This window comes from Pseudomonas sp. AC239, from assembly GCF_979258545.1.
This window is the reverse complement of record NZ_OZ409864.1, coordinates 3,299,506-3,321,688: the sequence shown is the minus strand read 5'-3', so window position 1 is coordinate 3,321,688 and position 22,183 is coordinate 3,299,506. Positions and strand designations below refer to the sequence as shown.

The following is a 22,183-nucleotide window of genomic DNA, read 5'->3' as shown; positions in this document are numbered from 1 at the left end:
GTTAACGGCAGAAATGGAACTGCCGGCCCTGTGTGTTTTTGCAGTGCGGCCCGGACGCTGGTTGTCAGGGCTAGCCGCCCTGTACAGAAGGAGACGTTGAATGCCTTATCAACCGAATGACCTCTTGAGCCGTCATTTTCAGGAAAGCGGCGACCTCATCCGCGAGGTCGAAGCACAACTCAACCATGTTTCCCCCAACAGCCCGAACATCCCTATCTACCGCGACATGATTCTCACCGTGCTGCGCATGGCTCAGGAAGACCATAACCGCTGGAACGCCAAGATCACTCTGCAAGCCCTGCGTGAACTGGAGCAGGCGTTCCGTGTGCTCGAACAGTTCAAGGGCCGGCGCAAGGTCACCGTGTTCGGCTCGGCACGTACGCCAGTGGAACATCCTCTGTATGCAATGGCCCGTGAGCTCGGCGCAGCGCTGACGCAGGCAGACATGATGGTCATCACCGGCGCTGGCGGCGGCATCATGGCCGCCGCCCACGAAGGGGCCGGACGTGACCACAGCCTGGGCTTCAATATCACTCTGCCCTTCGAACAGCACGCCAACCCGACCGTGGATGGCACTGACAAGCTGTTGCCCTTCCACTTTTTCTTCACCCGCAAACTGTTCTTCGTCAAAGAGGCTGATGCGCTGGTGCTGTGCCCGGGCGGCTTTGGCACCCTTGATGAAGCGCTGGAAGTGCTGACGCTGATTCAGACTGGCAAAAGCCCGTTGGTGCCGGTGGTGTTGCTGGATGTTCCGGGCGGCACCTTCTGGCAAGGTGCGCTGGACTTCATCCGCAATCAGCTGGAAGAAAATCGCTATATCCTGCCGACCGATATGAAGCTGATGCGACTGGTTTACAGCGTTGAAGAAGCGGTAGAACAAATCGATCAGTTCTACAGCAACTTCCACTCAAGCCGCTGGCTCAAGCGCCAATTTGTGATTCGCATGAACCATAAGCTCAGCGACCAGGCACTGGCGCAGATGCAGGAGGAATTTGCTGATCTGTGCCTGAGCGACGGGTTTCATCAACACGCCTACAGCGGTGAAGAACAAGACGATGCGCAGTTCAGCCACTTGGCGCGATTGGCGTTTGCCTTCAATGGCCGCACTCATGGTCGGCTGAGGGAATTGGTGGACTTCATCAACCTGGCGGAAAACTGGGCCGACTCAAAACCGCCCGCAGCACAACGCTCACGCGAGCCTTTCAACGTAATTTGAAGGCAAAAAAAAGGCCCGCTATTTTCTAAAAAATAGCGGGCCTTTTTTGTTGAATCGGTCTAATCGTCCATCCCTCGACCGCTGAACAAGCGGTTGATCATCTCCATCGAAAACCCCCGATACGCCAGAAACCGGCCTTGCCTGGCCCGTTCTTTCGCATCAATCGGTAAATGCCCGGAGAACTTGCGTTGCCACGTATCCTGAAGCTGCGCCTGCCAGTTGATACCGCTTTCGCGCAGGGCAATTTCAATATCGGTGCGTTGCAAACCGCGCTGGCTGAGCTCCTCACGAATTCGCAATGGGCCATAGCCGGAACGGGCGCGGTAGGAGACAAAACTTTCAAGGTAACGGGCTTCGGAAAGCAGACCCTCTTCCGTCAAACGGTCGAGGGCTGTTTCGATCAGCTCCGCCTCGGCGCCGCGCTGACGCAGCTTACGCGTCAACTCGACTCGACCATGCTCGCGACGTGCGAGCAGGTCCATGGCGGTTCGCCGCACCGCGACGAGAGTATCGAGTACAAGTGTCATTCAACGACTCAAACGTCGACATCGGCCTCGGCCATGTTATCGAGCTTGTCCCGGGAGGCCAAAGCCTTGACGTCTGCCACTGGGGCCAGCAGCTTGTCACGCAGTTGCTTCTCGAGCTTCGCGGCGATTTCCGGGTTGTCTGCCAGGAACTTGGCCGAGTTGGCCTTGCCCTGACCGATCTTGGTGCCTTCGTAGGCATACCATGCGCCGGACTTCTCGACGAAACCGTGCAGCACGCCCAGGTCGATCATCTCGCCATTGAGGTAGATGCCTTTGCCGTAAAGAATCTGGAACTCGGCCTGACGGAACGGCGAAGCCACCTTGTTCTTCACAACCTTGACGCGGGTTTCGCTGCCGACCACTTCGTCACCTTCTTTCACCGCGCCGGTACGGCGGATGTCGAGACGAACCGAGGCGTAGAACTTCAGCGCGTTACCACCAGTAGTGGTTTCCGGGCTGCCGAACATCACGCCGATTTTCATTCGGATCTGGTTGATGAAGATGACCAGGCAGTTGGCATTCTTGATGTTACCGGTGATTTTACGCAGCGCCTGAGACATCAGACGGGCTTGGAGGCCGACGTGCATGTCGCCCATTTCACCTTCGATTTCAGCCTTCGGTACCAATGCGGCCACGGAGTCGACGATGATCACGTCAACAGCGTTGGAGCGCACCAGCATGTCGGTGATTTCCAGGGCCTGTTCGCCGGTGTCCGGCTGGGAAACCAGCAGGTCATCAACGTTGACGCCCAGCTTGCCGGCGTACTCTGGATCGAGAGCGTGTTCGGCGTCGACGAATGCGCAGGTCGCGCCAGCTTTCTGCGCCTGGGCGATGACCGACAGTGTCAGTGTGGTTTTACCGGAGGATTCAGGACCGTAGATTTCAACGATACGACCTTTTGGCAGGCCGCCGATGCCGAGTGCAATGTCCAGACCCAGAGAGCCAGTAGAGATGGATGGGATCGCCTGACGGTCTTGATCGCCCATACGCATTACGGCACCCTTGCCGAATTGACGTTCGATCTGACCCAGGGCCGCAGCCAAGGCTTTCTTCTTGTTGTCGTCCATTAAAGTCCTCACGTAATCAATAAGGCCTGACGGCCAACACCTGTATAAGTAGCCAGTATTATTCCACAGCGTTCGAAGATCGCCTACCCCTGATTTTCGATTTCTCGTGCCGCTAGTCGCACAAGCCCCTCCAGCGCGGCCTTCACCGTTTGTCGGCGGACTTCGTCGCGGTTGCCAGGGAAGTATTGAACCTCGCTGTAAATCGCATCGCCCACGCCCCAGGCCAGCCACACCGTACCCACCGGCTTGTTCGGCGTGCCGCCGTCGGGACCGGCAACACCGCTGACCGCCACGGCAAAATGCGCCAGGCTGTGCTGCTGCGCACCGCGCACCATCGCCTCGACCACTTCACGACTGACCGCGCCCACCGTCTCGAACAAATCGCCCGGCACAGTCAACTGCCGGGTTTTCTGTCGATTGGAATATGTCACGTAACCCGCTTCAAACCAGGCCGAACTGCCCGGAATCCGCGTGATCGCTTCGGCAATCCCGCCGCCTGTGCAGGACTCGGCGGTAGTAACGTGGGCATTGAGCATTTGCAGACGTCGGCCCAGTTCTGCGGCCAGTTGGGTGGTCTCTTTCACGGCGAGCTCCGGATCGTGTGGAATGCCTTCACCGTACACGAGCCGGACGCGCTTTCAATACACAGAATCATTCAAAATGTTCGGGCGCCAACGCTCTGACGTAGGCCTGACAAGCCTGCAAAGCGATCAATCCACGGTCCCCGGTGTCGGTGATGGCGATAATTCGTTGAGCATGCGCCGGGTCAAGTCGGGCGCGTACGGTTGCAGAATCCACGCCGCCGGTGCCGGCGGTGGCTGGCACCGCGCAGCCGTGGGCAACGTCGCCGGCGTCGAGAAGGACTGACAGCCGCACATCGGCAGTAGCAAGGCGATCGCGCAGGCGATCCTGATCACGTTGGGCATCGCTCAGCGCTCGATAATGGGTTTGTTCACTCGCCGCGAGCCGTTGCTCCAGGGCCAGGCGTTTATCCTGCTCGGCCTGCTGCGCGCTCAAGGCGGTCTGAGTGAGTTGATTCTGCGTCTCGGCGTTTAACCGCGCCTGTTCGGCCAATTGCCGCCCGTAGCGCCAGTCCTGAAACTGCCACGCCGCGACGAAAGCTCCGGCCACCAGCAACAACAGACCAATCACCCGCCAGGAGCCGGACATAGTACCGCCCTCGCCCGCCCCCAGATTTCCAGACGATCCTGCAAACCGTTCAACCCACCGTTGATACGCCGGGTGATGGTGTTGAACTGGTCCGCGTCGGCCAACTCATTCAGGCTCTTCTGCGCCCAGAACCACGCCGCCGATTCGGCCGCCCACTGCGGTTGTTCAAGCAACTCGGGCAATGCCAACAGACGCTCATCGCCAAACAAGCCGAGGCTACACTGGCGATAGTTGGCGCGACCGGTGATTTGAATGAGCCCACGCCCTCGGTACTTTTGCCCGTCGCCATCCGCCTCGGGCGTATTGCCCAGACGCAGCGCCAGGGTGCCGGTGTCGTATTTGCTCAGGTACTGGTTGTTGCCCAGTTCGCGCACGTAACGCAATTGGCCCGACTCGTGACCGACCTGTGCCAGAAACGCGGCGATACGCTTGGGCGTATCGATGCGCTGCCTGGCCATGGCGGCGTTGAGTGCCGAAACAAAAACGCCCGCTTGGGAGCGGGCGTTGGGCATGATGTCGATAAGATGTTTTTCAGTTAATTGCATGATGCTTGATCCTCCCTGGATGTTGCCCCGATTGAATCATGGTTGACGGCTGATGCCTGTCAGCCATTTCTTTCTGAAGTTTTCAGGCAATAGAGCCTTGATCAAGCTGCTTCAGATTGCAGCAGCCAACCACCCCGGAGCCAACGGCCGATACTCGCTGAACGGAAAAAATGATCCCTGCGGCCAGTCACGCAACTCACGACGATAGACTTGCAATTGTGTGTATTGCTCGGTAGTCAGCGTGGTACCGCCGCCGTCCTCAAGTTCGTCCCGGTCACGCGCCACCAAACCGTCAGTGGCGGCCAGCTGGGCCGTGCGCCAGGCGCGCTCGGTGTCAGCGGCTGCATCCGGCGAGGGTGGCGGTGGATCGACCAGAATCGGGTAGCCGTTAGCCTCGCTCACGCCAATCATTTTTGGCGTAACCGCCAACTGTTGCAGTAATGAGATCCAGTAGCCCTGAGGAATCTCGATTACGTCATCGGGAATATCCGTCGAATTGATACCCGGCACATACGCGCCCTTGGTGCTGGCGCTGAATAAAACGGTGAAGGGGTTCATTCAGTAGCCCTTTGCAAAATAATTCACCGACCAACCGGCGCTGACTTGACCAGCAGCATTGCGAATTCTCAGTGTGCAGCCCTTTGCGCTGTACGCCGTTACCGCAACCATCGCCGCATCGCCCCCCGTATGTGTCGCCACCAGCGAGAAATATGCCTTGGGAAACGTCATCGGAAATGTCACGTAGACATCCCCCTCGGCGTTCGATATCCCCGTGCCCCACTGATCGATGTTGCCACTGGCGTGTTTTTGATACCCGGGATTGCTGACCATTCCGGAAAACAGCGCGGCATATTTCAAACTGGCGGTACCGTAAACAGTCCAGATGCCGCTCTCTTTGACAAAGTTGGCGCTCTCCCCGCTGTTCATCACAATCGAGGTCAGATAGGCGCCTTGGGGGCTGATCTGTGCACCGGACTTACTCGCAACCGTGACCGGTGCGCTGTTGCGGCAGTGCAGGCCAATGCTCGCACCATCAGGTACCGAGGCGACGTCAGGCAGGGTAACGGTATAGGTAGCGGTCCCGCCCATTCCGATCGAGCAGCCGATATCAGCGATCGATAGTTGCGTTGCGGCGGATATTCCCCGTGCACTTGCGTAATTGCCCAACGCACGCTGAACAAACTCCGCAGTGGCCACTGACCGACCTTTATCAAACTGGGCAGCAGTCAAAAACAGCGCCGGACTGCGAAGTGCGCCCAGCAATTGATCATTGGTCGTCTCGTCCGGCGTTAGACCTGCCGCCTGCACAACACTCAGAATTTCCTGCGTTACGCCATTACCCCACACAGCAGGAATCAGCGAGCCCGGCGCTCCGCTTGCAAGGTTTTCATCCACGAACCTGCCATTGACCAGTCCGATATTGGGCACACTCTTTGGATAATCCATTTTTAGTCTCCGGCTGTTATTCATTCGACGCCGAGAGTGCACGCAGCCGGCCCGGTCTTGCGACCGCTCTGCAAGTAGCAAAAATGCTGTGCAGCATTCTAAGGGCCATGTACTCGGCTCATGCACCAAACATTCAATCAGGCTGCGGTGGCCAATCGACCGCGCGAGGAAAAGCGGGCTGGCTTTCGACTCTTGAAAGCAGTACCCGGTACTTTCTCCAGAGATCAAGTTGTGCCTGAGTCAATGGCAACTGCGTGATTTCCTCATCTGTGGCCATGCCCAGCGCCTCGGAGTCCTGCAGAGTGCTCAAGTCACCCTGCAACTTTGCGATCGTCGATGAAGCCAGCGCCGAGAGCGCGGAAGATTTCATACGCATTGCATCTTTCAGTTGTTCTTCGTCGGGTTCGGCAATGTCGCCGTATTCCAGAGCAGCTGCCCGTTCAAACAATTCTCGACCGTGACTCTCCGGATCGTTCGGCGAAGCCGTAAAAGGTACTTCACCCAATGATTCTCTGGTCTCTTCGAAAGTTACCAACAGGTTCAACGAGGTATGTTCCACGTCGTTCCAGCAGGGCTGACGCGCACTCAGAATTGTCATCATTTCAATAAACCCTCAGGCATAGAACAGTTGAGTCAGGGCTGGCACCGTCGGCATTTCGGATTGCCCCCATGATTCGCCAAGTGCCGGCAGGTGCGCCGCCCCAGGCAGAACCGTCGGTGGCCGTGAACCGGCAGTTGACGCCGGCAGCAAGTGCGCCCGGCCCTGTAGCGCCTCCTCCGCCAACGACTAACAACGCATAAGAACCGACCACTCCTGCTTCGGCGGTTGATTGCGCAGCGACCGCTTTGGCATTACCGATGCCGTCGGTCCAGATGCTGCCCAAATCAGTTGCATCGACTTGTGCTCGCAGAGACGTACCGTCGGCCGCCCAGCCGATCATTACCGTATTGTTCGACTGGAAGTTTCCTCCGCCCTGGCGAACCGGTGTGAACCCCAGACGAGGCTGCAAAAGATAGACGCCGTTATCGGAAGTACGCCGCATATAGGGCTGATTCGGATCATTACTGGCAAACCCTGCCCAAGTAATGCCGTCACTGAGCACCCGAGCACTGACCTGGCCGGTAATCTCGGCACGCGTCATCCCATCCGTGATGCCATAGCCCGCAAGTGTCGAGGCACTTTTCGCCAGCATCACGACTTCGTTGCTGTTCTTGTTTCGCATATAAGGAGAAGCGGAGTTCCCACCTGCGAAACCGGCCACAGAACATGTATCCGAAGCGATTTTGGCGTCCAGCAAGCCATTCGTCGCACTCTTGCTGTACACGTCCGCGACGTTGGCCTTGGTCCCGGGGTCAAAGTTGGCCGAACACCACAGGTTGCCAAAACTGGTAGCGTCCACTTGGATCAAGATGTTCTTGCCGTCCCAGCCAATGGATACCGTGTTGCCAAGTTGCCCGGCGCCACCGCCCTGTTTCACAAATGCGCTGTTGGCAGCTACTTTCGTGTACGCATCCACTATGCCGTAGCCATCAAGGGTTGTCGGATTGGAGCCGGCTGTGACTTGCCCCCGTGCATTGACCATGACCTTGCGGTATTCGCCAGAGGCTACTCCGGTGTACCCCGCCAGTAATTCAAACGTCAGCGCAGTGGTGCCGACCTTGATCGGACCTGGTGTGGTCAGTTGCCAAAGGCGGGACCTGTTCACCACACCTTCATCGGTCGCAATGACAAAGCTGCTGGTCACTTGATAGTCCTGCGCGGCATCCACGGCGCGCGCCCATGAGCCGGCAGCCACCACGTAAACACCGTTTTGCGATGCATTGGCCTGGTCTTTCACCAGCACTCGATCTGCCACGGCCAGTTGTACACCGTCGATGTTCTGCAAACCGCTGAGGGCAATTGTTCCCGTGGTCGCTACCCGCACCGAGTTCTTGAAGTCATGAGCGGCAAAACTCTGGATGGCTTGCAGCAACTGCGTTGAAACATCTTCCTCGGGCTCCATCCCCGCCGCTTTGATCACGTTCAGGATCTCTTGGGTAACCGCATTGCCCCAAGTTGCCGGGATCAAAGACCCAGGTGTTCCTGCGACCGGGTTCTCGTCCACAAACTGTCCATTCACCAGCCCGACACCGGGGGTGTTTTTCGGGTAATCCATACTTTTTAACCTCTAGTCATAATTGATGTGCACACGGGTATGCGCAGGTGCACTGCGATGGATAAGGCACTCCAGGGCGCTACCGGGATTTACACCAAAGCGCTCACCCCAATAACTGGCGCCGAAACGGCGGCCGATGAATTGCCGACCACCGGTATTGAGCGTCCACATGAACTGCGCCTGCCAACTGCCAAAGTGCCCTTTACCGAAACGTGAGCGCCCCATTCGTGGTGCTCTTAACTCAGTCACGCTGGCGTTGGGATAGCCTTGGGTTCTGGCGATTTCGACGAAGTAGCCTATGGTCTGGCTACCGACTGCGAGCAGGCGCCGGCGCACCGCCAGACGACGGTCGTCGAACAACGGCTTCTGTCCAAGGCACGGATCAGGCAAATTCATGACCCGCTCCCAATCGGGTACCAACTCGCTGACGCCGGCAGGATCCATTTCGTTTTGCAGGTCAACGGCGCGGGCGTCCAGACGCGACAGCTCCAGGGAAATACTCACGAGCACTGCGTCCAGTTCAGGCACTCGTTCCGGATCCCAGGCCGGACCACTGGGCAGCAAGTTGCGTAACTGGGCCTGATATTGCACCGCAGTTCTTATGCCTCCCATATGCAACCCCCGAAGGTCAGCAACTGGTTCTCGGTCGGCACGACATTGCCAACGGGCGCGATCAGTTGGTGGTCATACTCGCCGGTGGCGCTACTGATCGCTTCGCGAATATGACTTTGCAGCAAGGTGTCGCCCAGACCGGCCTCGCGGTTGTGCAAGTCATGCAGTTGCGCTTGCACCGCGGCCCGCACGGCGCTGGTATCAGGACTCAAGCGTATTTTATAGGTGACCGGGACCTGCTCCGGAGCCAGCACATGCACTTCGGCGGTCACCGGACGCAATGGTTCTATATAGGCCTGAACCTCGGCTAATTGCTCAGCCCCGGGAATCGGCTGCGTATCGTCATCGCGCATGATGAACAGGCTGACAATGCCCATGCCGCCATCGCCGCCACGGCACCACGCACGGGTCACGCCCGGCACTTCCAGTGCCCACGTCTCGTAGTCACTGGCCGAACCGCCATGGGGAATCACCCGATAGGAACGAATCACCCGCGAGCGCAGCGACTCGAGGCTTTCGCGGGCCACGCCACCGCTGAGGCCCGGCGCCAGCACCACGAAGCTGTTGCCGACAATCCCGGCAATCGGTTGCACCGGGGTCAGCGTCAGACCGGCGTCGGCATTGCCCAGGCTACCGGCCTCCAGCGCCGCAATCGTGGTGGTGTTGCTGCCATTGACCGTGGTGCGCGCGGCGATGACTTTGTAGGTGCGCCCATCGTTCGCTTGCAGCAGAGTGTCAACGTCGAGCACCGCGCCAGGTGTTGCAGTAAAACTGACGCTGCCGGTGGCCACTTGTGCAGCTTTGCGCGGTTGGTTCAGGCGCAACGCGGCGATGCGTTCCAGTGTCGATTCATCGGCCTTGTCGGGCAGGATCTGTTGGGCAATCCAGTCGAGATAACCGTACAGGCCATAAGCGGCGCCGCCGAGGGTGCGGGCCAGCACTTGCGCATCGGACTGGCGCAGCGAATCGCCGGCCAGGTCGCTTTGGGTGCGCTTGATCAGCACCGGCAGCGAAGGGGTTTCAAACGGCATAGATCACCTGCCAACTGTTATCGGGGTTGATGTCCAGACGTTCACCGTCGGCCAGGGTCAGGACCGTGCGCAGGTTCAGGCGCTGGGCATCGAGGCGTTCGCTGATGATGTCGATCGCCCTGCAGTGACCGTCGTCGAGCAGCCACTGCAGGGCTTCGCGGGCATAGAACTCGGCGTCCATTTGCGTCTGCCGGGTCAGCTTGACCCGGCGCAGCAGCCACAGCCGCGAGCCGATGCGATCGTCGGCAACCGTGGGAAAACTGTCGCCCCACCAGCCGAAGCGTTCTTCGTCATCGAGGGCGTCGTCATCAGCGGCGCGACGCCAGGTGAACAGACTGATGAGCACGGCACGGGTCAGCGCGGCGTTGAGGTTCTGGCTGATGAACATCACTGGCCTCCTGCCGGCGCGCCGGTCTGACCGTTACCGGCCTGCACGCCAACATGCACGTGTTTGATCTGGCTGATGCCGCCAGCCAGTTGATCACCGGTGGAAACGATCTTGCCGGTCTGGTTTATCACCGGCGTGTCGAAGTTCACCGCGCTACTGGCGCGGATGTTCAGCGTGGCGGTTTCGATGTCGATGATCCGTCCGCGCTTGAAATGAATTTTGTCGCCCTCGTCGGTGTAGATCGCCACTTCACCGGCAGCGAGTGCTTGCAGGCGATAGCGGCGGTCGGCGATGACCAAGGCGATAGCATGGGAACGGTCGCCGCCGATGAAGGTGACGACCCCTTCGGCGCCAGCCAACGGATGGCTGGTGAAACCGTAGGGTTCGAAGTGTTCGAGGTCGTCGTTGACTTCACCGGCGGTGAGGCGCATTTGCAGCGATTGCAGCTTGGATGCCGAATTGGCGAGCACGACAGTGCCGCGCGCCAGCAGGCGTGTCAGTAGGCTCATGGGTTTCCTTAGACTTTGTCGACACAAACCCTGTGGGAGCGGGCTTGCCCGCGATGGCGGTGTGTCAGGGAAAAAATGTATTTGTTGTCACGACCGCTATCGCGGGCAAGCCCGCTCCCACAGGGGCCATTGTCGCCAGCAGGATCCTGCGTCAGGCCTGGGATTGCTTCGGGGGTGTCGGATCAGGATCAAACGTATGCGGCGGGGCCACTTGCAGCGTGGTCACCGAACCCTGCGCCGACAACGAATAGGTGACCTTGGAAATCAGCATGTCGCCATCGAAATCCAGCACCGGATCCTTGACCTTCACCAGCGTGTTATGGCGCCACAAATCGCCATTGCTCTGCCGCCAACCCTGCACCTGATAGGTGGTGGTCTGTGCGCGGCCCATGCGGGTCGCGCTTTCCCATTGGGCACGCTGCTGCGCCAACTCAAAGGTCAGTTGCGTGCCTTCGTTGATCACCGTGGTGCGCCGCCGTTTGAAGCTCAGATCGGCCGCCGTCGACTCGACTTCGCTGACCGCCGCGCCGCTTTTTGCATCCGAGCCTTTTTGCTGGCCGATTACCCGGTACTCGGAGAACACCTGGCTGAAATCCATCGGCGCATTGGCCGACAGGATGTTCTTGCCCAGCTCCAGCGCATCGCTGGCGCGGCCACCGCTGCCGGGTTTGGCCAACACCAACTGGCCCAGCTCGTTGTCGGTGGAAAACACCCGCAGCAGCGAGAGCAATCGGTCGATCGACTGGAATGCCGTTTCACCCGGCACGATGGTGTGTTTGGTCAGGCGTGTGGTTTCGCTGATCTCGTTGACCACTGACAGCCCATATTCGCTCGCCAGATCGCGGACGATAGTCAGCAAGGGTTGTTGCTGCCATTGGCTGGGCAGGTTGCGGGCGGCGCAATCGACCAGATCCTGGGTCTTGGAACTGCCTTCGATGGTCAGGCTGATCTGCCGCCCGTCATAGCGGATCGGTGCTTTGAACACGTAACCAGTGAGCACCAGGTCCTTGCCGATTTTCACTTCGCAGGGGTCGCCGGGTTTGATCCTTTGATCTACGGTCTGACCCGGCCACTGCCAGGTAATGTCGAGCTTGAAAGTGCGGAACTGACGCTCCAGATCGGCGGTGATTTCGACGCTTTTCCAGCCGCCGTATTCCATGTCGTTGACCGTCAGCGTGACGTGATTGTCCATCTCGCTCATGACGTCACTCCCGCGAGACTTTTACATCGTTGGGCGAGAAACCCGGATGGGTGATCGCGTTGCGCTGAGTCACCTCTTCGACTCGCGTGGCGTCGCCGAACTGCTTGTAGGCCACGACCACTGCCGGAAAGCTCTCCTGAAACGATTTGCTGACTTGCCGCACGCCGGAGGACGCCACCGCTTTGAGATGAGCCACCAGCGCTTCCTTTACATCGTTGATGGCCTGGAAGTGCGCAGGTCCGGCTTTCGCCAGCATTGGATCAATGGCGGCAGTTACCGCAGCGCGCAGGGCTTGCATGTCATCGCTGACAGGGACTTCCTGACGGCTGACCGGCGACGTCGACTGTTGAGCCACCGACGGTGTCGACGCCAGTTTTACCGGCGTGCTCGCCACCGGCATCGACGCGACCCACTGCGCGACTTTGACCAGTATCGTGTCCTGCACCAGATCGGCCATGGCCTGCGCTGCGGCATTGGTGTCCTTGCCCGTGGTGATCTTCGGCGCATCAGCCTTGCGAATCGCTTCGAGCTGCTGCGACACGTCGGCAATCACGCCACGGTAGCCTTCCTTGGCGAACGCTTTCAGCTCCTTGATATCACCGAGCAAACCCTTGAATTCCGCCGACACTTCCTTGGGCAATTCCTTCACGGCTTTGACCAGTTCAGTGATCTGGCGGTACTGCTCGATCAAAGGTTTCAGTTGCTCCTTGATCACCTCGTAAACCCCGGTGAGGCTGTTGCGCAGGTTGGTGATGCCGATCCGCGCTGCCTTGATCAACGTCATCGCCTGTTCGAAACGCGCCACCGCCGAACCCAGCAGACCGTCGGCCTTGGCCAGCAGCACTTTCTGCGTACTGACCGTGGCGGTCGGAAACGGCAGGGGTTGGTCGGGATAGAACTTCAGCGCGAATGTCACTAGCCCACCGTCCTGGCGGGTGTGGGTCATGTCGCATTCACCGACCTTGACCTGCAGACGTCCGAGCCACGGATGCACCAGTTCGCCACGGCCCTGCTCCAGCGCTTTGAGCAGCTTGTCGCGCTGCTCCAGGCAATCGGGGCCGATGATGAACGCCGTCAGATCGTGGGTCTTGGCCTGCTGGCCGAGGTCCTCGAAAAACGGCAGGTCGCGTTGCGGGTATTCATGCAACTGCCCTTTGCGACCGACCGGGGTTTTCGCCTGGTCGATCCAGAAACCGACACCGCGAAAGGATGCCGGCAACAAACGGTCACGCCCGTTCATTGGGAACCTCCCATCGACAGTGAGCGATAGCCGATGCGTGAAGACACGGCCAGGCCAGGTTGATTGGTTTGCGGTTGTTCGGTGCGCAGGCCGGCCGGCGCATTTTCGAAGCGCACGGTCAGCCCGCCTTCAAGTTGCGTGCGGTTGTTGGCAGCGCTTTGCTGGATCAGCGCGCTGGAGGTTTGCGGCAACGAACCGCTTTGCAGTGTGCCATTGCCAACAGGCGCCGGGTTGGCAGCGAAGAACGCCGGCGCCAGTTCGCCTTTGCCTTCGGCATTGGTCTGGCGTTGTGCTTCAGTGAGAGTTTCAACCTTGCCGGTGACCTTGGCGATCAGTCCGGCGAAGCCACCCTCGAACAATTCCTTGATCGGCGCGATGACGGTTTGCAGCTTTTGCCACAACTCGCCGAACCACTCGGTGATCGGTCCCCAACTCTCGATGATCTGATCCAAAGGCTTCCATTCGAACAGGCCGTGCAGAAAGTCCACGACCGGCGCGGACAGTGCCAATACAACGCCCCAGATCGCCGAAAAGACCTCACCGATTGGCTGCCAATACTGGGCAATCTGCTCCAGCGGCGACCACTCGAACAGGCTGGTGAAAAAGCCTCTGACCCGCTGCACAGATGTTTGCAGCGCCATCCAGATCGGTTCGAAAAACCCGACAATCCCACCCCAGGCACTGGTCAGCATTTCCATCGGGAAAAAATCGAACAGCGTCCGCACGATGTCCCGGGTGCTTTGCACCGCCGATTGCAGCGTCGTGAACATCGGTTCGAAGAACGTGACGACACCACCCCACGCGTCGGTAATCATCTGCATCGGCGAGAAATCGAACAGCGACACGAGGAACTCTTTCGCCGGTAGCGCGACTTTTCGCAGACCGCTGAACATCGGTTCGAAGAACGTCACGACACTACCCCACGCATCGGTAATCATCTGCATCGGCGAGAAATCGAACAGGTTTCTGAGAAACGCCATCACCGGCACACTCAAGGCCTTGAGCAATTCCCAGATCGCCGAGAACAGGCCGGTCAGCGGCCCCCAGTTTTCGATGATCATGCCGGCAGGCGACCACGCGAAAACCGACTTGAAGAAGTCGATCACTGGCGCCGTCACGGCCATGACCTTGTCCCAGATAGCCGAGAAAAATCCCGTTACCGGTTGCCACAGTGCAGCCAGTGCCGCGAGCGGTCGCCAGTCGAGTATCGAGCGCAACGTCGCCATCGCACTCGCGCCGGCGTTTTTCACGCCTTCCCACATCCCGGTGAAGAACGCGCTGATCGGTGTCCAGTTGGCAACGATCAAACCGGCCGCCACGGCAATGCCCATGGCGATCAACATGATCGGGTTGGTCTTGAGCACCATGCTCATGACGTCCATCACCTGGGTCATACCGGTGACCGCGGTTTGCATGGCGGAGAAGGCAATCGCCCCCGCCGCCAGGCCTTCGACCAGTTGCGGATTGTCAGCGAGCAGGCTGCCGACCTGAGTCAGCACCGGTTCCAGACCAACCACCAAAGCCCCGACGGCCGGCACCAGCGCGGCGTCGACCGAAGCCGAAACCTTTTCCATCGAAGCGCTGAACACATTCATGTTCTGCGCCGCGACTTTCGGCGCGGCGGGCAGCTCGACGGTTTTCGCCGTATCGCTGACTTCGCTCAATTTGCCCTGGAACGCCGCCGCCGACTTGATCCCTTCCACGAACGGTGTGATCACGCTGCCGCCCTTGAACAGACCACTGATGTCCAGTTTGCCGAGGCCGGTCTGCTCGAGATTGTTTTTAAAACTCTCAACCTTCATGCGCAGGGCGCCCAGTTTGGGCGAGAGTTCATCGATGCCGGTGATCAGCACCGGTTTCGGGGTTTTCTTCTCTTCGTCTGCCATCACTGCACCTGCTGCATCGCATTGATCCGTTGCGCGTGCTCCAGCGATTCGCGGAGCACATCCAGTGGCCTGGCCATCATCTGTTCGGGGTCAACCTTCCAGAACCAGGCCAGGTCATAGGCGACGGCGATCAGGTCGGTGATGGCGCCGACGCCGCACTCATGAAAAAACTCGCAACGGCCCAGCTCAGCGTGTTGAGGTCAGCCAGATCCAACTGGTTGACCGACGACGGCGGAATGCCGGCGCACACGGCGATGTATTTGGCCGCCACGTCCATGTCGAGGCTGACTTCTTCGCTCTTGTCGATCTTGTACGGCAGCGCCTTGATCGCTCGCACTTCCTGCACCGTCGGACGGCGCAGGACGAGTTCGGTCAGAGGCTCGCCGTGGGCTTCGATTGCTACTTGAAGCTTCACGGCGCCGCTCATTGCCAGGTCCCCTTGATGCCTTCGAATTTCAGTTCGATGGTGGCGTCGTCGCCCTTGGAGACTGGCTCCTCGACCAGATAGGCGCCGGCCAGCACGTAGACTTTGCCGTTGCTGAATTCGCAGGTGACGGTGATATCGGTGCCTTCGATCAGCTTCTTCAGCGGGAAGTCGGCGGTGTGCAGCGCGGTCACTTTGAACGACGGCGCGATGTCGGTTTCCTTGTAGAAACCGGGCACGACGGTTTCACGTTTGACGGCCATCAGCGGGGCTTCGCAGCCGCCACTGATGGTCAGTTGTGCGCCGTCGACCTTGACGTAGCAGGTGCCTGCAATCAGTTGACCCATGGTGTTACTCCCTTGAATAAAAAAGCCCACGCGAGGTGGGCTGAATGCTTAGCGACGACGGCGCCGATCAGGCCGCGTCGTCGTACTGCAGACGGAACTGGTTGAGCAGCGCGAACACGCGCAGGCCATTGATGTAATCCGGTGGGAACAGCACGTTCACGCGGCTCGGGTCCTGCACGTCGCGCTCGACGATCAGGTGCTCGGCGAACAGCTCGGCGTTCTCCACATGACCTTCCAGCTCAAGCTTGGCGTACTGCGCAATCAGCTCGCCGCGAATGGTCGCTGGCGTGACGATCGGTTGGCCGGCGCCGAAACGGGTGCCGTCGGAGGCCAGTTTGTGGCGGCCGTACTTGCTGGTGATCACACTTTGCAGACGACGCACGATGAACGCCGACTGGTGCATGGTTTCGCTGTCCAGATAGGAGTTGTCGGCCTGACCGTAAGCGTTCTTCTGGTAGGTGGTGATCGAACGCTGGATGCGCACGTAACCGCCTTCGTAGTAAGCAGTGGCGATGCCGTAGTTGAGCAGCGACTGACGCTCGGTCAGGGTGAAGCGCTCGCTTGCCGGCGCCGGATCAACGCCCGGCAGGCTGCCGCTTTGTGTCGGGCGGCTGGCGTCGGCGGAGATGAACACCGCCGTGCGCGCTGCCAGTGCCGCCGCTTGTACCCAGAACGGTTGCGGTACGCCCGGTTCCAGCGCCTGGATGGTCATGTGCTGATCGTTGCGCGCCTGGCCTGCGGCGACCAGCGTGCCGACCGTGCCGCGTTTGGCGCTGTAGACGTGACCGAACAGTTGCTTGGCCCACGACCAGCGCCCGCTGCTGTCATCCATGATCGCTTGCCAGGTGTTGAGGGTGGCCAGATCGGACCACGGCAAGGCGATGAATTCGAAAGGCTCGTCGCCCAGTGCCGCGACGGCGGCGATCTGATCCGGTACACCGGCGCCGCCGGTCATGGCGGTGATTGCACTGGTCAGGCCAGCCGGAGTTTCTTCGCCGTTGCTCTTGCCCAGGCGATTGAATTGCAGGCTGATGTCATTGCCGCTGTCGCCGGTCCATTTGGCGTTCAGGGTGACAATACCTTCAGCAGCGGCTGCGCTGACCGGCAGGTCGGCAGTGGCGTTGATTTTCTGCGCCAGTGCAGTGGCCGCTTGCGCGGCGGTGGCGCCATTGACCACGGTGGCTTGCACACGTACGCCGCCGACATACAGGTTGAGCATGCCCGCCTGGGTCGCGGTGCCGGTCAGAGTCAGCACACCCTTGGCGATTGCTCCTTCAGTGTTGTGCAGCGGCAGGCACCAGATCTCGCCGATCGGGTCGGCCTTACGGAAGGTCTCGTACATCGAGGCGAGCATCGAGCCCTGGCCGCCGATGCTTTTCGCCAGCGCCACGCTGGAAACCAGCACCAGTTTGCCGACTTCAGTCGGGGCAATATTGTCGTTGACCTGCGCGACGATCAAACGGCGCATGGCCGAGGTCGCGCTGTTGGCGGCCGAGTTGTCCATTTCGGCATAGAACAGCGGCACACGAATGTCCGCCGGGATGTTGCTGAATCCGATCGCCATTATTTGGCTCCCTGTGGTTTAGCCGCTTTTGCGGTTTTGAGTGTGATATCGCCGTCGGCCAGACGCCGGCGCCACCAGGCGCTGTCCAGCACTTCACGGCCTTCGGCAGGTAGCAAGTCGCCCGCCTCCGGGTCAGGTACGACACGGCCAGCGGCCGGCACTACGGTGATGCGGTTGCTCATGGGGTTACGTCTCCAGAGAAAGTCATTTCCACCCGGCCATCCGGGCCCGGGCGTTGCAGATTGGGGTCAGCCGGATCGATCGCATCGACCCGCACCGTCATCCCGGTAAAGGACGACAAAGCGTCCAGTTCGCGCTCGTGCCAACTCTCCGCAGGCTGACTTGGCAGATTGCGGCCGAGCTGGAACTCGGCATAAAAACGCAGCCGATAGAACACGCGGCTGCTGTTGATCGACGCGAGTTCACCGCCGTCGTAGACGATGGCTCTGTAGTCGGCATCGGGCTTGAACCCCACCAGCGCGCGCCACAGTTCGGCGCGCAGGTCGTGCAACAGATCCAGCGCTTTTGTCGCGTCGGTCGCGTCAAGCACCAGGACGATTTCGAAGCGCTCGCGGATCGGTTGGGTGACGAGGTTTTGGGTGGTGCTGTTGCTGGCCAGATCGGCGATTGGCAGCACGTGGGCCGAAGGTGTTGGCAGATCCGGGTTGCCTTGCAGCAGCGCCAGATCGAGGCCCACCGAAATATGATTGGCAAGCCCAGGGCATTGCCCACGCAGTTGCGTGAGGATCGGGGTGATCTTCATGGGGGTGTTCCGAAGTAAGAGAAATTACAGTGAACGCCGCAGTCCCTGTGGGAGCGAGCCTGCTCGCGAAAGCGGTCGATCAGTCACATCGATGCTGAAGCTGACTTCCCTTTCGCGAGCAGGCTCGCTCCCACAGGAATATGCATTCGGTTCAGGATTACTGTTCAGCCTTGGGATCCAGGCACGACGCATCAATCAGGCAGCGATAGCTGTTCTCGCGACTGCCGCTGGCGGTAACCTTGTCGATCGACCAGCGTCCGCGCATGAAGTCCGGCCAGCTCGCATCGAGCAACAGCAGACCTTCGGCCGCCAGGCGCGGATCGCCCGGGCAGGTGATCTTCACCTTGTACTTTTGGCGCAGCATCTTGCGTACTTCGCCCTCGCCTACCGCGATGGCATCCGCTTCGCTGGGCTGCTTCTGGCGCACGGTCTTGAACGGCGCAACGCCCGTCTCGACCCAACGCAACACCCCGGCCGCCGCATCCCAGAAACAGGTCTTGCAGCCCTTGGCCTGCTCGCGGGCCGATTCTTCCAGCGTGGCGCTGATGAATGCGTGATCGCCGGGGCGATTGTTGTGCGTAACCGACAGGGCCACGTCCGGCAGAATCTGCCCCGACAACGACTTGGTCTGCCCGGGCCGCGCCAGCACATACACGTCGCCGTAAGGCTTGGCCACGACGTTGTACTTTTTCGCCAGACGCGTGACAAAACCCATGTCGGTCTCGTTGGACTGGTCGATGTGCTCGATGCGGATCAACGAAACTTCAGGCGCGACCCGTGGCGAAAAGCCGTGGGGTTCTACCAGCTTGCGAAATAACCCGCCCAGCGTCGTCGGCCCATGACTGACGGTGCGGCGCTGCTTGAAGCCGGTTTCATCATCCTTGCTGAACGGCGCCGCAGTGGCCACCAGTGTGAGGCGAAACGGGAACAGTGTCGGCGTCAGACGCGTCACTTTGAACTGGCCTTTATCGATCATTGCGGTTTCCCGATAACCGACTTGCAGACCAATTTTTCCGCCCAGACTCGGCAGCCCTTCAAGGCCCTCCAGATCGATGGTCAGCGTCAGCTGATCGGACTCGAAACCGGCGGCATCAATGTGCTCCCAACTGATCAGACGCTGATTGAGCAGGGCCGCGTTGGCCCCGTAGATATTCACCGCCGGCGTAAATCCCAGTGCCATGCCCCCTCCTTAATCCCAGGCCGTCGCTGCTTTGACCACCGCAGGTTTCACGTCCAGTTCCGGCAGCTCGACCCAGACGCCAGCGGGCAGAATCGACCCGTGCTCGGCCAAGGTCGGGTTGAGTTTCCATAGCGCCTCTTCAGCGGTGTCATCACTGCGCCCCGTTTCCCGAAAGAGCAGCAGATTCACCGAGTCACCGGCCACGCTTCGTGCCTTACGCATTGTTGAACTCCGCCAATTCAATGACCCAATCGACCACCATCGCCGTGCCGTCATCGATGATCTGGGTCTGGGTTTCCTGAACGCTACTGATCCGCCACAGACCCCAATTGCGACCAATCCCGTCGATCAACGGCAGCGGGGTACGCAGAGCCTGTAGCGCACGCAACTCATCGAGCCGATCCATGGCTACGGCGTACATCGACTTGCCGGTGATGGTCAGGGTTTCCGGTTTTTGTCCGGTCTGGCTGGACTTGGGTTTGCTGGTGAGGATCTGTATCTCGGTCCAGCCGCCATCAGACTTGCGCAGTAACTGGTGGTACGCAAAGTTGCGCGACAGGCCGAAGATGAAACTGCCCAGTGCCATTTGTTGTTTCATCAGGCGACTCCATCGGTCAGGGCTGCATCGCGGCGCGTGGCAAGAGGGTTGTTGGTCATCAACGGGGTGATTTGCATGAATTGGTTTTGTAGATGTTGCGCGACCAACAGACCGATCTTGTCCGAGCTGCCGGGATCGCTGCAGTAGACCTGCACAGTCGGTGCATACGTCAGCGGCTGCGCTGCAGGCTGAGCAGTCGTCAGTTCTTTACTGACCTGCTCGGGCGCAGCGAGCTTGTCCGGTGTTGGCGCAACCAGTTTCTCTCCCAGCCAACTGCCTCCTTCCGAGCCGAGCCAACCACCGATGAGCCCACCAATGAGGCCGCCTACCACCATGCCCGGCGCCAACCCGATGCTGCCTATCGATGCACCTATGGCGGAACCGGCGGCCGCACCGGCCCAGCCACCGCCAGCGGCACCCAGGCCTGTCGCCATTTTGCGCTTGTCACCGCTGGCTACGCCTTCGACGACATCGGCGGCGCCGATTGCCGCCTTCACCGGCCAAGGCATGATTCGTGACACGGGGCGAATTTCAGCGGCCGCAACGCCCAGGCGCGGAGCACTGGGCCATGCTGCCTGTTCGAATATCTTCAACCCGTTGCTGGCGCTGGAAGCCCGATTGGCAATGACGGGCCCCGCCCCCTGAGTAAGCGAGTTCACAGCGGCACCCGCTGATCCAGCCGGTTTCCAGCGATCAGGAATACGGCTGGCGGCTTTATCGACAATGCCTTTGCCTAAACGCTCCTTGAGTTGATCGGCAACCGATTCGAGAACGAAGTCGAACACTGGTTTAGCCCACTCAGCCGCCGTCAAAACGGCACCGGTGGTTTTCGGATAGGTTTCGGCCAGCTCACTCAACTTATCGGTCGAATGCGTATCGCCCGGTTTCTCGATGTCGGGTGCCAATGCGTTGCCTTTGGCGACCGACAAGCGCTCCTCTCGCGCATTCTTGATGTTCAACTGCCCTTGTTGAGTATTGGCGAGCGCCAGCGCGGACGCTTTCACCGAGGCGTTGTCGCCCAGGGCCGAGGTCGCATATTGGCGTTTATCGGTTACCTGGAAAAACGCTTCGTTGACCTGTGCCAGGTTCTGCGAAAGCGCGAGCGCGGCATTGCCACTGTCGGCAAATAGCGTGCGGGCCAATGCCGTACGTTGTTCGACGGGTTTGGCGTTCAGCGCAGCCAGCACCGTCAGCACAGCGCCTTGTTGCGAGCCTTGGTTGCCGGTATCGCGCAAGGCTTGCGCAACAGCTTTGGGATCAAGCTTCAATTGTTGCCAGGCGGCCGCTTCAGCCGCGGAGGCCTGGTCGCCTTTAGCCAACGCATCGGAAATGTTTTTCAGCGCAACGCCGGCATCATCCTTTTTCGTGCCAGCGTTCAGCAGTGCTGCCGACAGCGCCGCTGCCTTTTCCGGTTGCAGGCCGGCGGCTACTGCTGACTCACCCGACTGTTGCAGGACTGCACCGATGTCGGCTGACTGCACATCCCCAGGCAGCTTGCCGAGGTGGTTGACCGCGTCTGCCAGATCAACGGCCTCGTCCCGCGTAAGCTTCATCGAGGTCCGCCAGACCTTGGTCATTTCGGCCACTTCCATCGCCGGGAGCTTGAAGGCCGCCGCCGTGATCGCCACGTCGTTGGCAAAGGTCAGCAACTCGAGCTTTTTGTCAGAAGCATTGGCGTATTGGCTGCCAAGCCCTGCTTTGGCTGCCACGCTTGCGACATTGACCAGATCCACCCCGGTAGTGCCACCCGCCGCTACTAGCGGGGCGCTGGCCATGATCAGGCTGGACTGGGCGACGTCCTTGCCATCTTTGCGCGAAATTGCGGCGACGCTGCTCAGCGCGGCCGCCGCCGTATCCATTGCCAGCGCCGACTTCCGGGTTGCTGGAAGCTCAGCATTCGTTGAGGGTTTTTCCTCGGTTTTGCGCGCGCCGGATGAGTCGCCCTTCGCTCCAGTACTGGACGTCAGTGACAAAGAACGTAGCGCCGCGAGCGTCACGTTCAACGCGTCTATCGCCGTAGTGAGCAGACTGATCTTGCCGCTGGCCGTCAGTAACGCCTGATGCAGGCCGCCCGTCTGGTCTGTGGCGAGAAGTGGTCCGGGTGCTGCTCCCAACGCCGCTGCGCTCAGGCTGATATTGGCCAGCGCGAGGCCCTTGCTGTCGTCAGCATTCGTTAGCGCAAATTGATTCACTGCCATTGCCGCTCTACTCCTGTTTCACGCCAAGGCGAGTGATCGCTATGTCGTAGCGGCGCAACGCCTTCTCGACGTCCCATTCCAGAATCTCCGCCTCACTTACCAAGTAAATGAGCGG

Annotated in this window: 26 protein-coding genes; 1 reads left to right on the top strand and 25 read right to left on the bottom strand. The window is 59.9% G+C overall.

The window, feature by feature from the left end; all coding sequences use genetic code 11:
- The first annotated feature begins 100 nt into the window (after positions 1-100).
- Positions 101-1,216, top strand: coding sequence for an LOG family protein (locus tag ACZ0AZ_RS15070; RefSeq protein WP_129998804.1), 1,116 nt, complete (start codon positions 101-103; stop codon positions 1,214-1,216).
- A gap of 59 nt (positions 1,217-1,275) precedes the next feature.
- Here ACZ0AZ_RS15070 and recX read toward each other — a convergent pair whose 3' ends face one another.
- The 25 genes from recX to ACZ0AZ_RS14945 form a co-directional block, all read right to left on the bottom strand.
- On the bottom strand, positions 1,276-1,743 hold the full coding sequence (recX, locus tag ACZ0AZ_RS15065) for a recombination regulator RecX (protein ID WP_039762574.1): 468 nt from the start codon (positions 1,741-1,743) through the stop codon (positions 1,276-1,278).
- 8 nt (positions 1,744-1,751) lie between these two features.
- The gene (gene recA, locus ACZ0AZ_RS15060; protein ID WP_039762573.1) at positions 1,752-2,810 is read right to left on the bottom strand and encodes a recombinase RecA; all 1,059 of its coding nucleotides are present in this window, start codon (positions 2,808-2,810) and stop codon (positions 1,752-1,754) included.
- Between the two features lie 83 nt (positions 2,811-2,893).
- Positions 2,894-3,394, bottom strand: coding sequence for a CinA family protein (locus tag ACZ0AZ_RS15055; RefSeq protein ID WP_463537659.1), 501 nt, complete (start codon positions 3,392-3,394; stop codon positions 2,894-2,896).
- 67 nt (positions 3,395-3,461) lie between these two features.
- Positions 3,462-3,980 carry a lysis system i-spanin subunit Rz gene (locus ACZ0AZ_RS15050; protein ID WP_039762571.1) on the bottom strand — a complete coding sequence of 173 codons (519 nt, stop codon included), beginning with the start codon at positions 3,978-3,980 and terminating at the stop codon, positions 3,462-3,464.
- On the bottom strand, positions 3,959-4,525 hold the full coding sequence (locus tag ACZ0AZ_RS15045) for a glycoside hydrolase family 19 protein (RefSeq protein WP_129998802.1): 567 nt from the start codon (positions 4,523-4,525) through the stop codon (positions 3,959-3,961). Before ACZ0AZ_RS15045 ends, ACZ0AZ_RS15050 begins: the two co-directional genes overlap by 22 nt.
- A gap of 111 nt (positions 4,526-4,636) precedes the next feature.
- Positions 4,637-5,083 carry a tail fiber assembly protein gene (locus ACZ0AZ_RS15040; protein ID WP_463537658.1) on the bottom strand — a complete coding sequence of 149 codons (447 nt, stop codon included), beginning with the start codon at positions 5,081-5,083 and terminating at the stop codon, positions 4,637-4,639.
- A complete protein-coding gene (locus ACZ0AZ_RS15035) occupies positions 5,084-5,971 on the bottom strand; it encodes a gp53-like domain-containing protein (protein WP_463537657.1) in 888 nt (295 codons plus the stop codon).
- A gap of 133 nt (positions 5,972-6,104) precedes the next feature.
- Entirely contained in the window at positions 6,105-6,572 is a 468-nt protein-coding gene (locus ACZ0AZ_RS15030; protein WP_463537656.1) for a tail fiber assembly protein, read from the bottom strand.
- A 1-nt stretch (position 6,573) separates the two neighbouring features.
- The gene (locus ACZ0AZ_RS15025; RefSeq protein ID WP_039762561.1) at positions 6,574-8,127 is read right to left on the bottom strand and encodes a hypothetical protein; all 1,554 of its coding nucleotides are present in this window, start codon (positions 8,125-8,127) and stop codon (positions 6,574-6,576) included.
- A 12-nt stretch (positions 8,128-8,139) separates the two neighbouring features.
- A complete protein-coding gene (locus ACZ0AZ_RS15020) occupies positions 8,140-8,739 on the bottom strand; it encodes a YmfQ family protein (protein WP_463537655.1) in 600 nt (199 codons plus the stop codon).
- Positions 8,727-9,770: a baseplate J/gp47 family protein gene (locus ACZ0AZ_RS15015; protein WP_129998799.1), complete on the bottom strand. Its 1,044-nt coding sequence runs from the start codon at positions 9,768-9,770 to the stop codon at positions 8,727-8,729. Before ACZ0AZ_RS15015 ends, ACZ0AZ_RS15020 begins: the two co-directional genes overlap by 13 nt.
- Positions 9,760-10,158, bottom strand: a complete 399-nt coding sequence (locus tag ACZ0AZ_RS15010; RefSeq protein WP_463537654.1) for a phage GP46 family protein — start codon at positions 10,156-10,158, stop codon at positions 9,760-9,762. Before ACZ0AZ_RS15010 ends, ACZ0AZ_RS15015 begins: the two co-directional genes overlap by 11 nt.
- Complete coding sequence (locus tag ACZ0AZ_RS15005; RefSeq protein WP_041478093.1) at positions 10,158-10,667, bottom strand: phage baseplate assembly protein V; 510 nt, start codon at positions 10,665-10,667, stop codon at positions 10,158-10,160. Before ACZ0AZ_RS15005 ends, ACZ0AZ_RS15010 begins: the two co-directional genes overlap by 1 nt.
- Positions 10,668-10,818: 151 nt before the next feature.
- Positions 10,819-11,868: a phage baseplate assembly protein gene (locus ACZ0AZ_RS15000; protein ID WP_463537653.1), complete on the bottom strand. Its 1,050-nt coding sequence runs from the start codon at positions 11,866-11,868 to the stop codon at positions 10,819-10,821.
- A gap of 4 nt (positions 11,869-11,872) precedes the next feature.
- Positions 11,873-13,108 carry a DNA circularization protein gene (locus tag ACZ0AZ_RS14995; RefSeq protein ID WP_129998797.1) on the bottom strand — a complete coding sequence of 412 codons (1,236 nt, stop codon included), beginning with the start codon at positions 13,106-13,108 and terminating at the stop codon, positions 11,873-11,875.
- Positions 13,105-14,994, bottom strand: coding sequence for a phage tail protein (locus ACZ0AZ_RS14990; RefSeq protein WP_463537652.1), 1,890 nt, complete (start codon positions 14,992-14,994; stop codon positions 13,105-13,107). Before ACZ0AZ_RS14990 ends, ACZ0AZ_RS14995 begins: the two co-directional genes overlap by 4 nt.
- Before the next feature lie 130 nt (positions 14,995-15,124).
- Entirely contained in the window at positions 15,125-15,421 is a 297-nt protein-coding gene (locus ACZ0AZ_RS14985; RefSeq protein WP_039762545.1) for a phage tail assembly protein, read from the bottom strand.
- The gene (locus tag ACZ0AZ_RS14980; protein ID WP_039762543.1) at positions 15,418-15,765 is read right to left on the bottom strand and encodes a phage tail tube protein; all 348 of its coding nucleotides are present in this window, start codon (positions 15,763-15,765) and stop codon (positions 15,418-15,420) included. Before ACZ0AZ_RS14980 ends, ACZ0AZ_RS14985 begins: the two co-directional genes overlap by 4 nt.
- Before the next feature lie 67 nt (positions 15,766-15,832).
- Complete coding sequence (locus tag ACZ0AZ_RS14975) at positions 15,833-17,329, bottom strand: phage tail sheath subtilisin-like domain-containing protein (protein WP_129998795.1); 1,497 nt, start codon at positions 17,327-17,329, stop codon at positions 15,833-15,835.
- Positions 17,329-17,511, bottom strand: a complete 183-nt coding sequence (locus ACZ0AZ_RS14970) for a DUF2635 domain-containing protein (protein ID WP_039762541.1) — start codon at positions 17,509-17,511, stop codon at positions 17,329-17,331. Before ACZ0AZ_RS14970 ends, ACZ0AZ_RS14975 begins: the two co-directional genes overlap by 1 nt.
- On the bottom strand, positions 17,508-18,092 hold the full coding sequence (locus tag ACZ0AZ_RS14965) for a phage tail terminator protein (RefSeq protein WP_129998794.1): 585 nt from the start codon (positions 18,090-18,092) through the stop codon (positions 17,508-17,510). Before ACZ0AZ_RS14965 ends, ACZ0AZ_RS14970 begins: the two co-directional genes overlap by 4 nt.
- Before the next feature lie 157 nt (positions 18,093-18,249).
- Positions 18,250-19,272: a phage late control D family protein gene (locus ACZ0AZ_RS14960; protein ID WP_129998793.1), complete on the bottom strand. Its 1,023-nt coding sequence runs from the start codon at positions 19,270-19,272 to the stop codon at positions 18,250-18,252.
- A gap of 9 nt (positions 19,273-19,281) precedes the next feature.
- Positions 19,282-19,494, bottom strand: coding sequence for a tail protein X (locus tag ACZ0AZ_RS14955; protein WP_039762536.1), 213 nt, complete (start codon positions 19,492-19,494; stop codon positions 19,282-19,284).
- The gene (locus tag ACZ0AZ_RS14950) at positions 19,487-19,870 is read right to left on the bottom strand and encodes a phage tail protein (protein WP_129998792.1); all 384 of its coding nucleotides are present in this window, start codon (positions 19,868-19,870) and stop codon (positions 19,487-19,489) included. The genes ACZ0AZ_RS14955 and ACZ0AZ_RS14950 overlap by 8 nt, the downstream gene beginning before the upstream one ends.
- Positions 19,870-22,068, bottom strand: a complete 2,199-nt coding sequence (locus ACZ0AZ_RS14945) for a phage tail tape measure protein (protein WP_463570793.1) — start codon at positions 22,066-22,068, stop codon at positions 19,870-19,872. Before ACZ0AZ_RS14945 ends, ACZ0AZ_RS14950 begins: the two co-directional genes overlap by 1 nt.
- Positions 22,069-22,183: the final 115 nt, after the last annotated feature.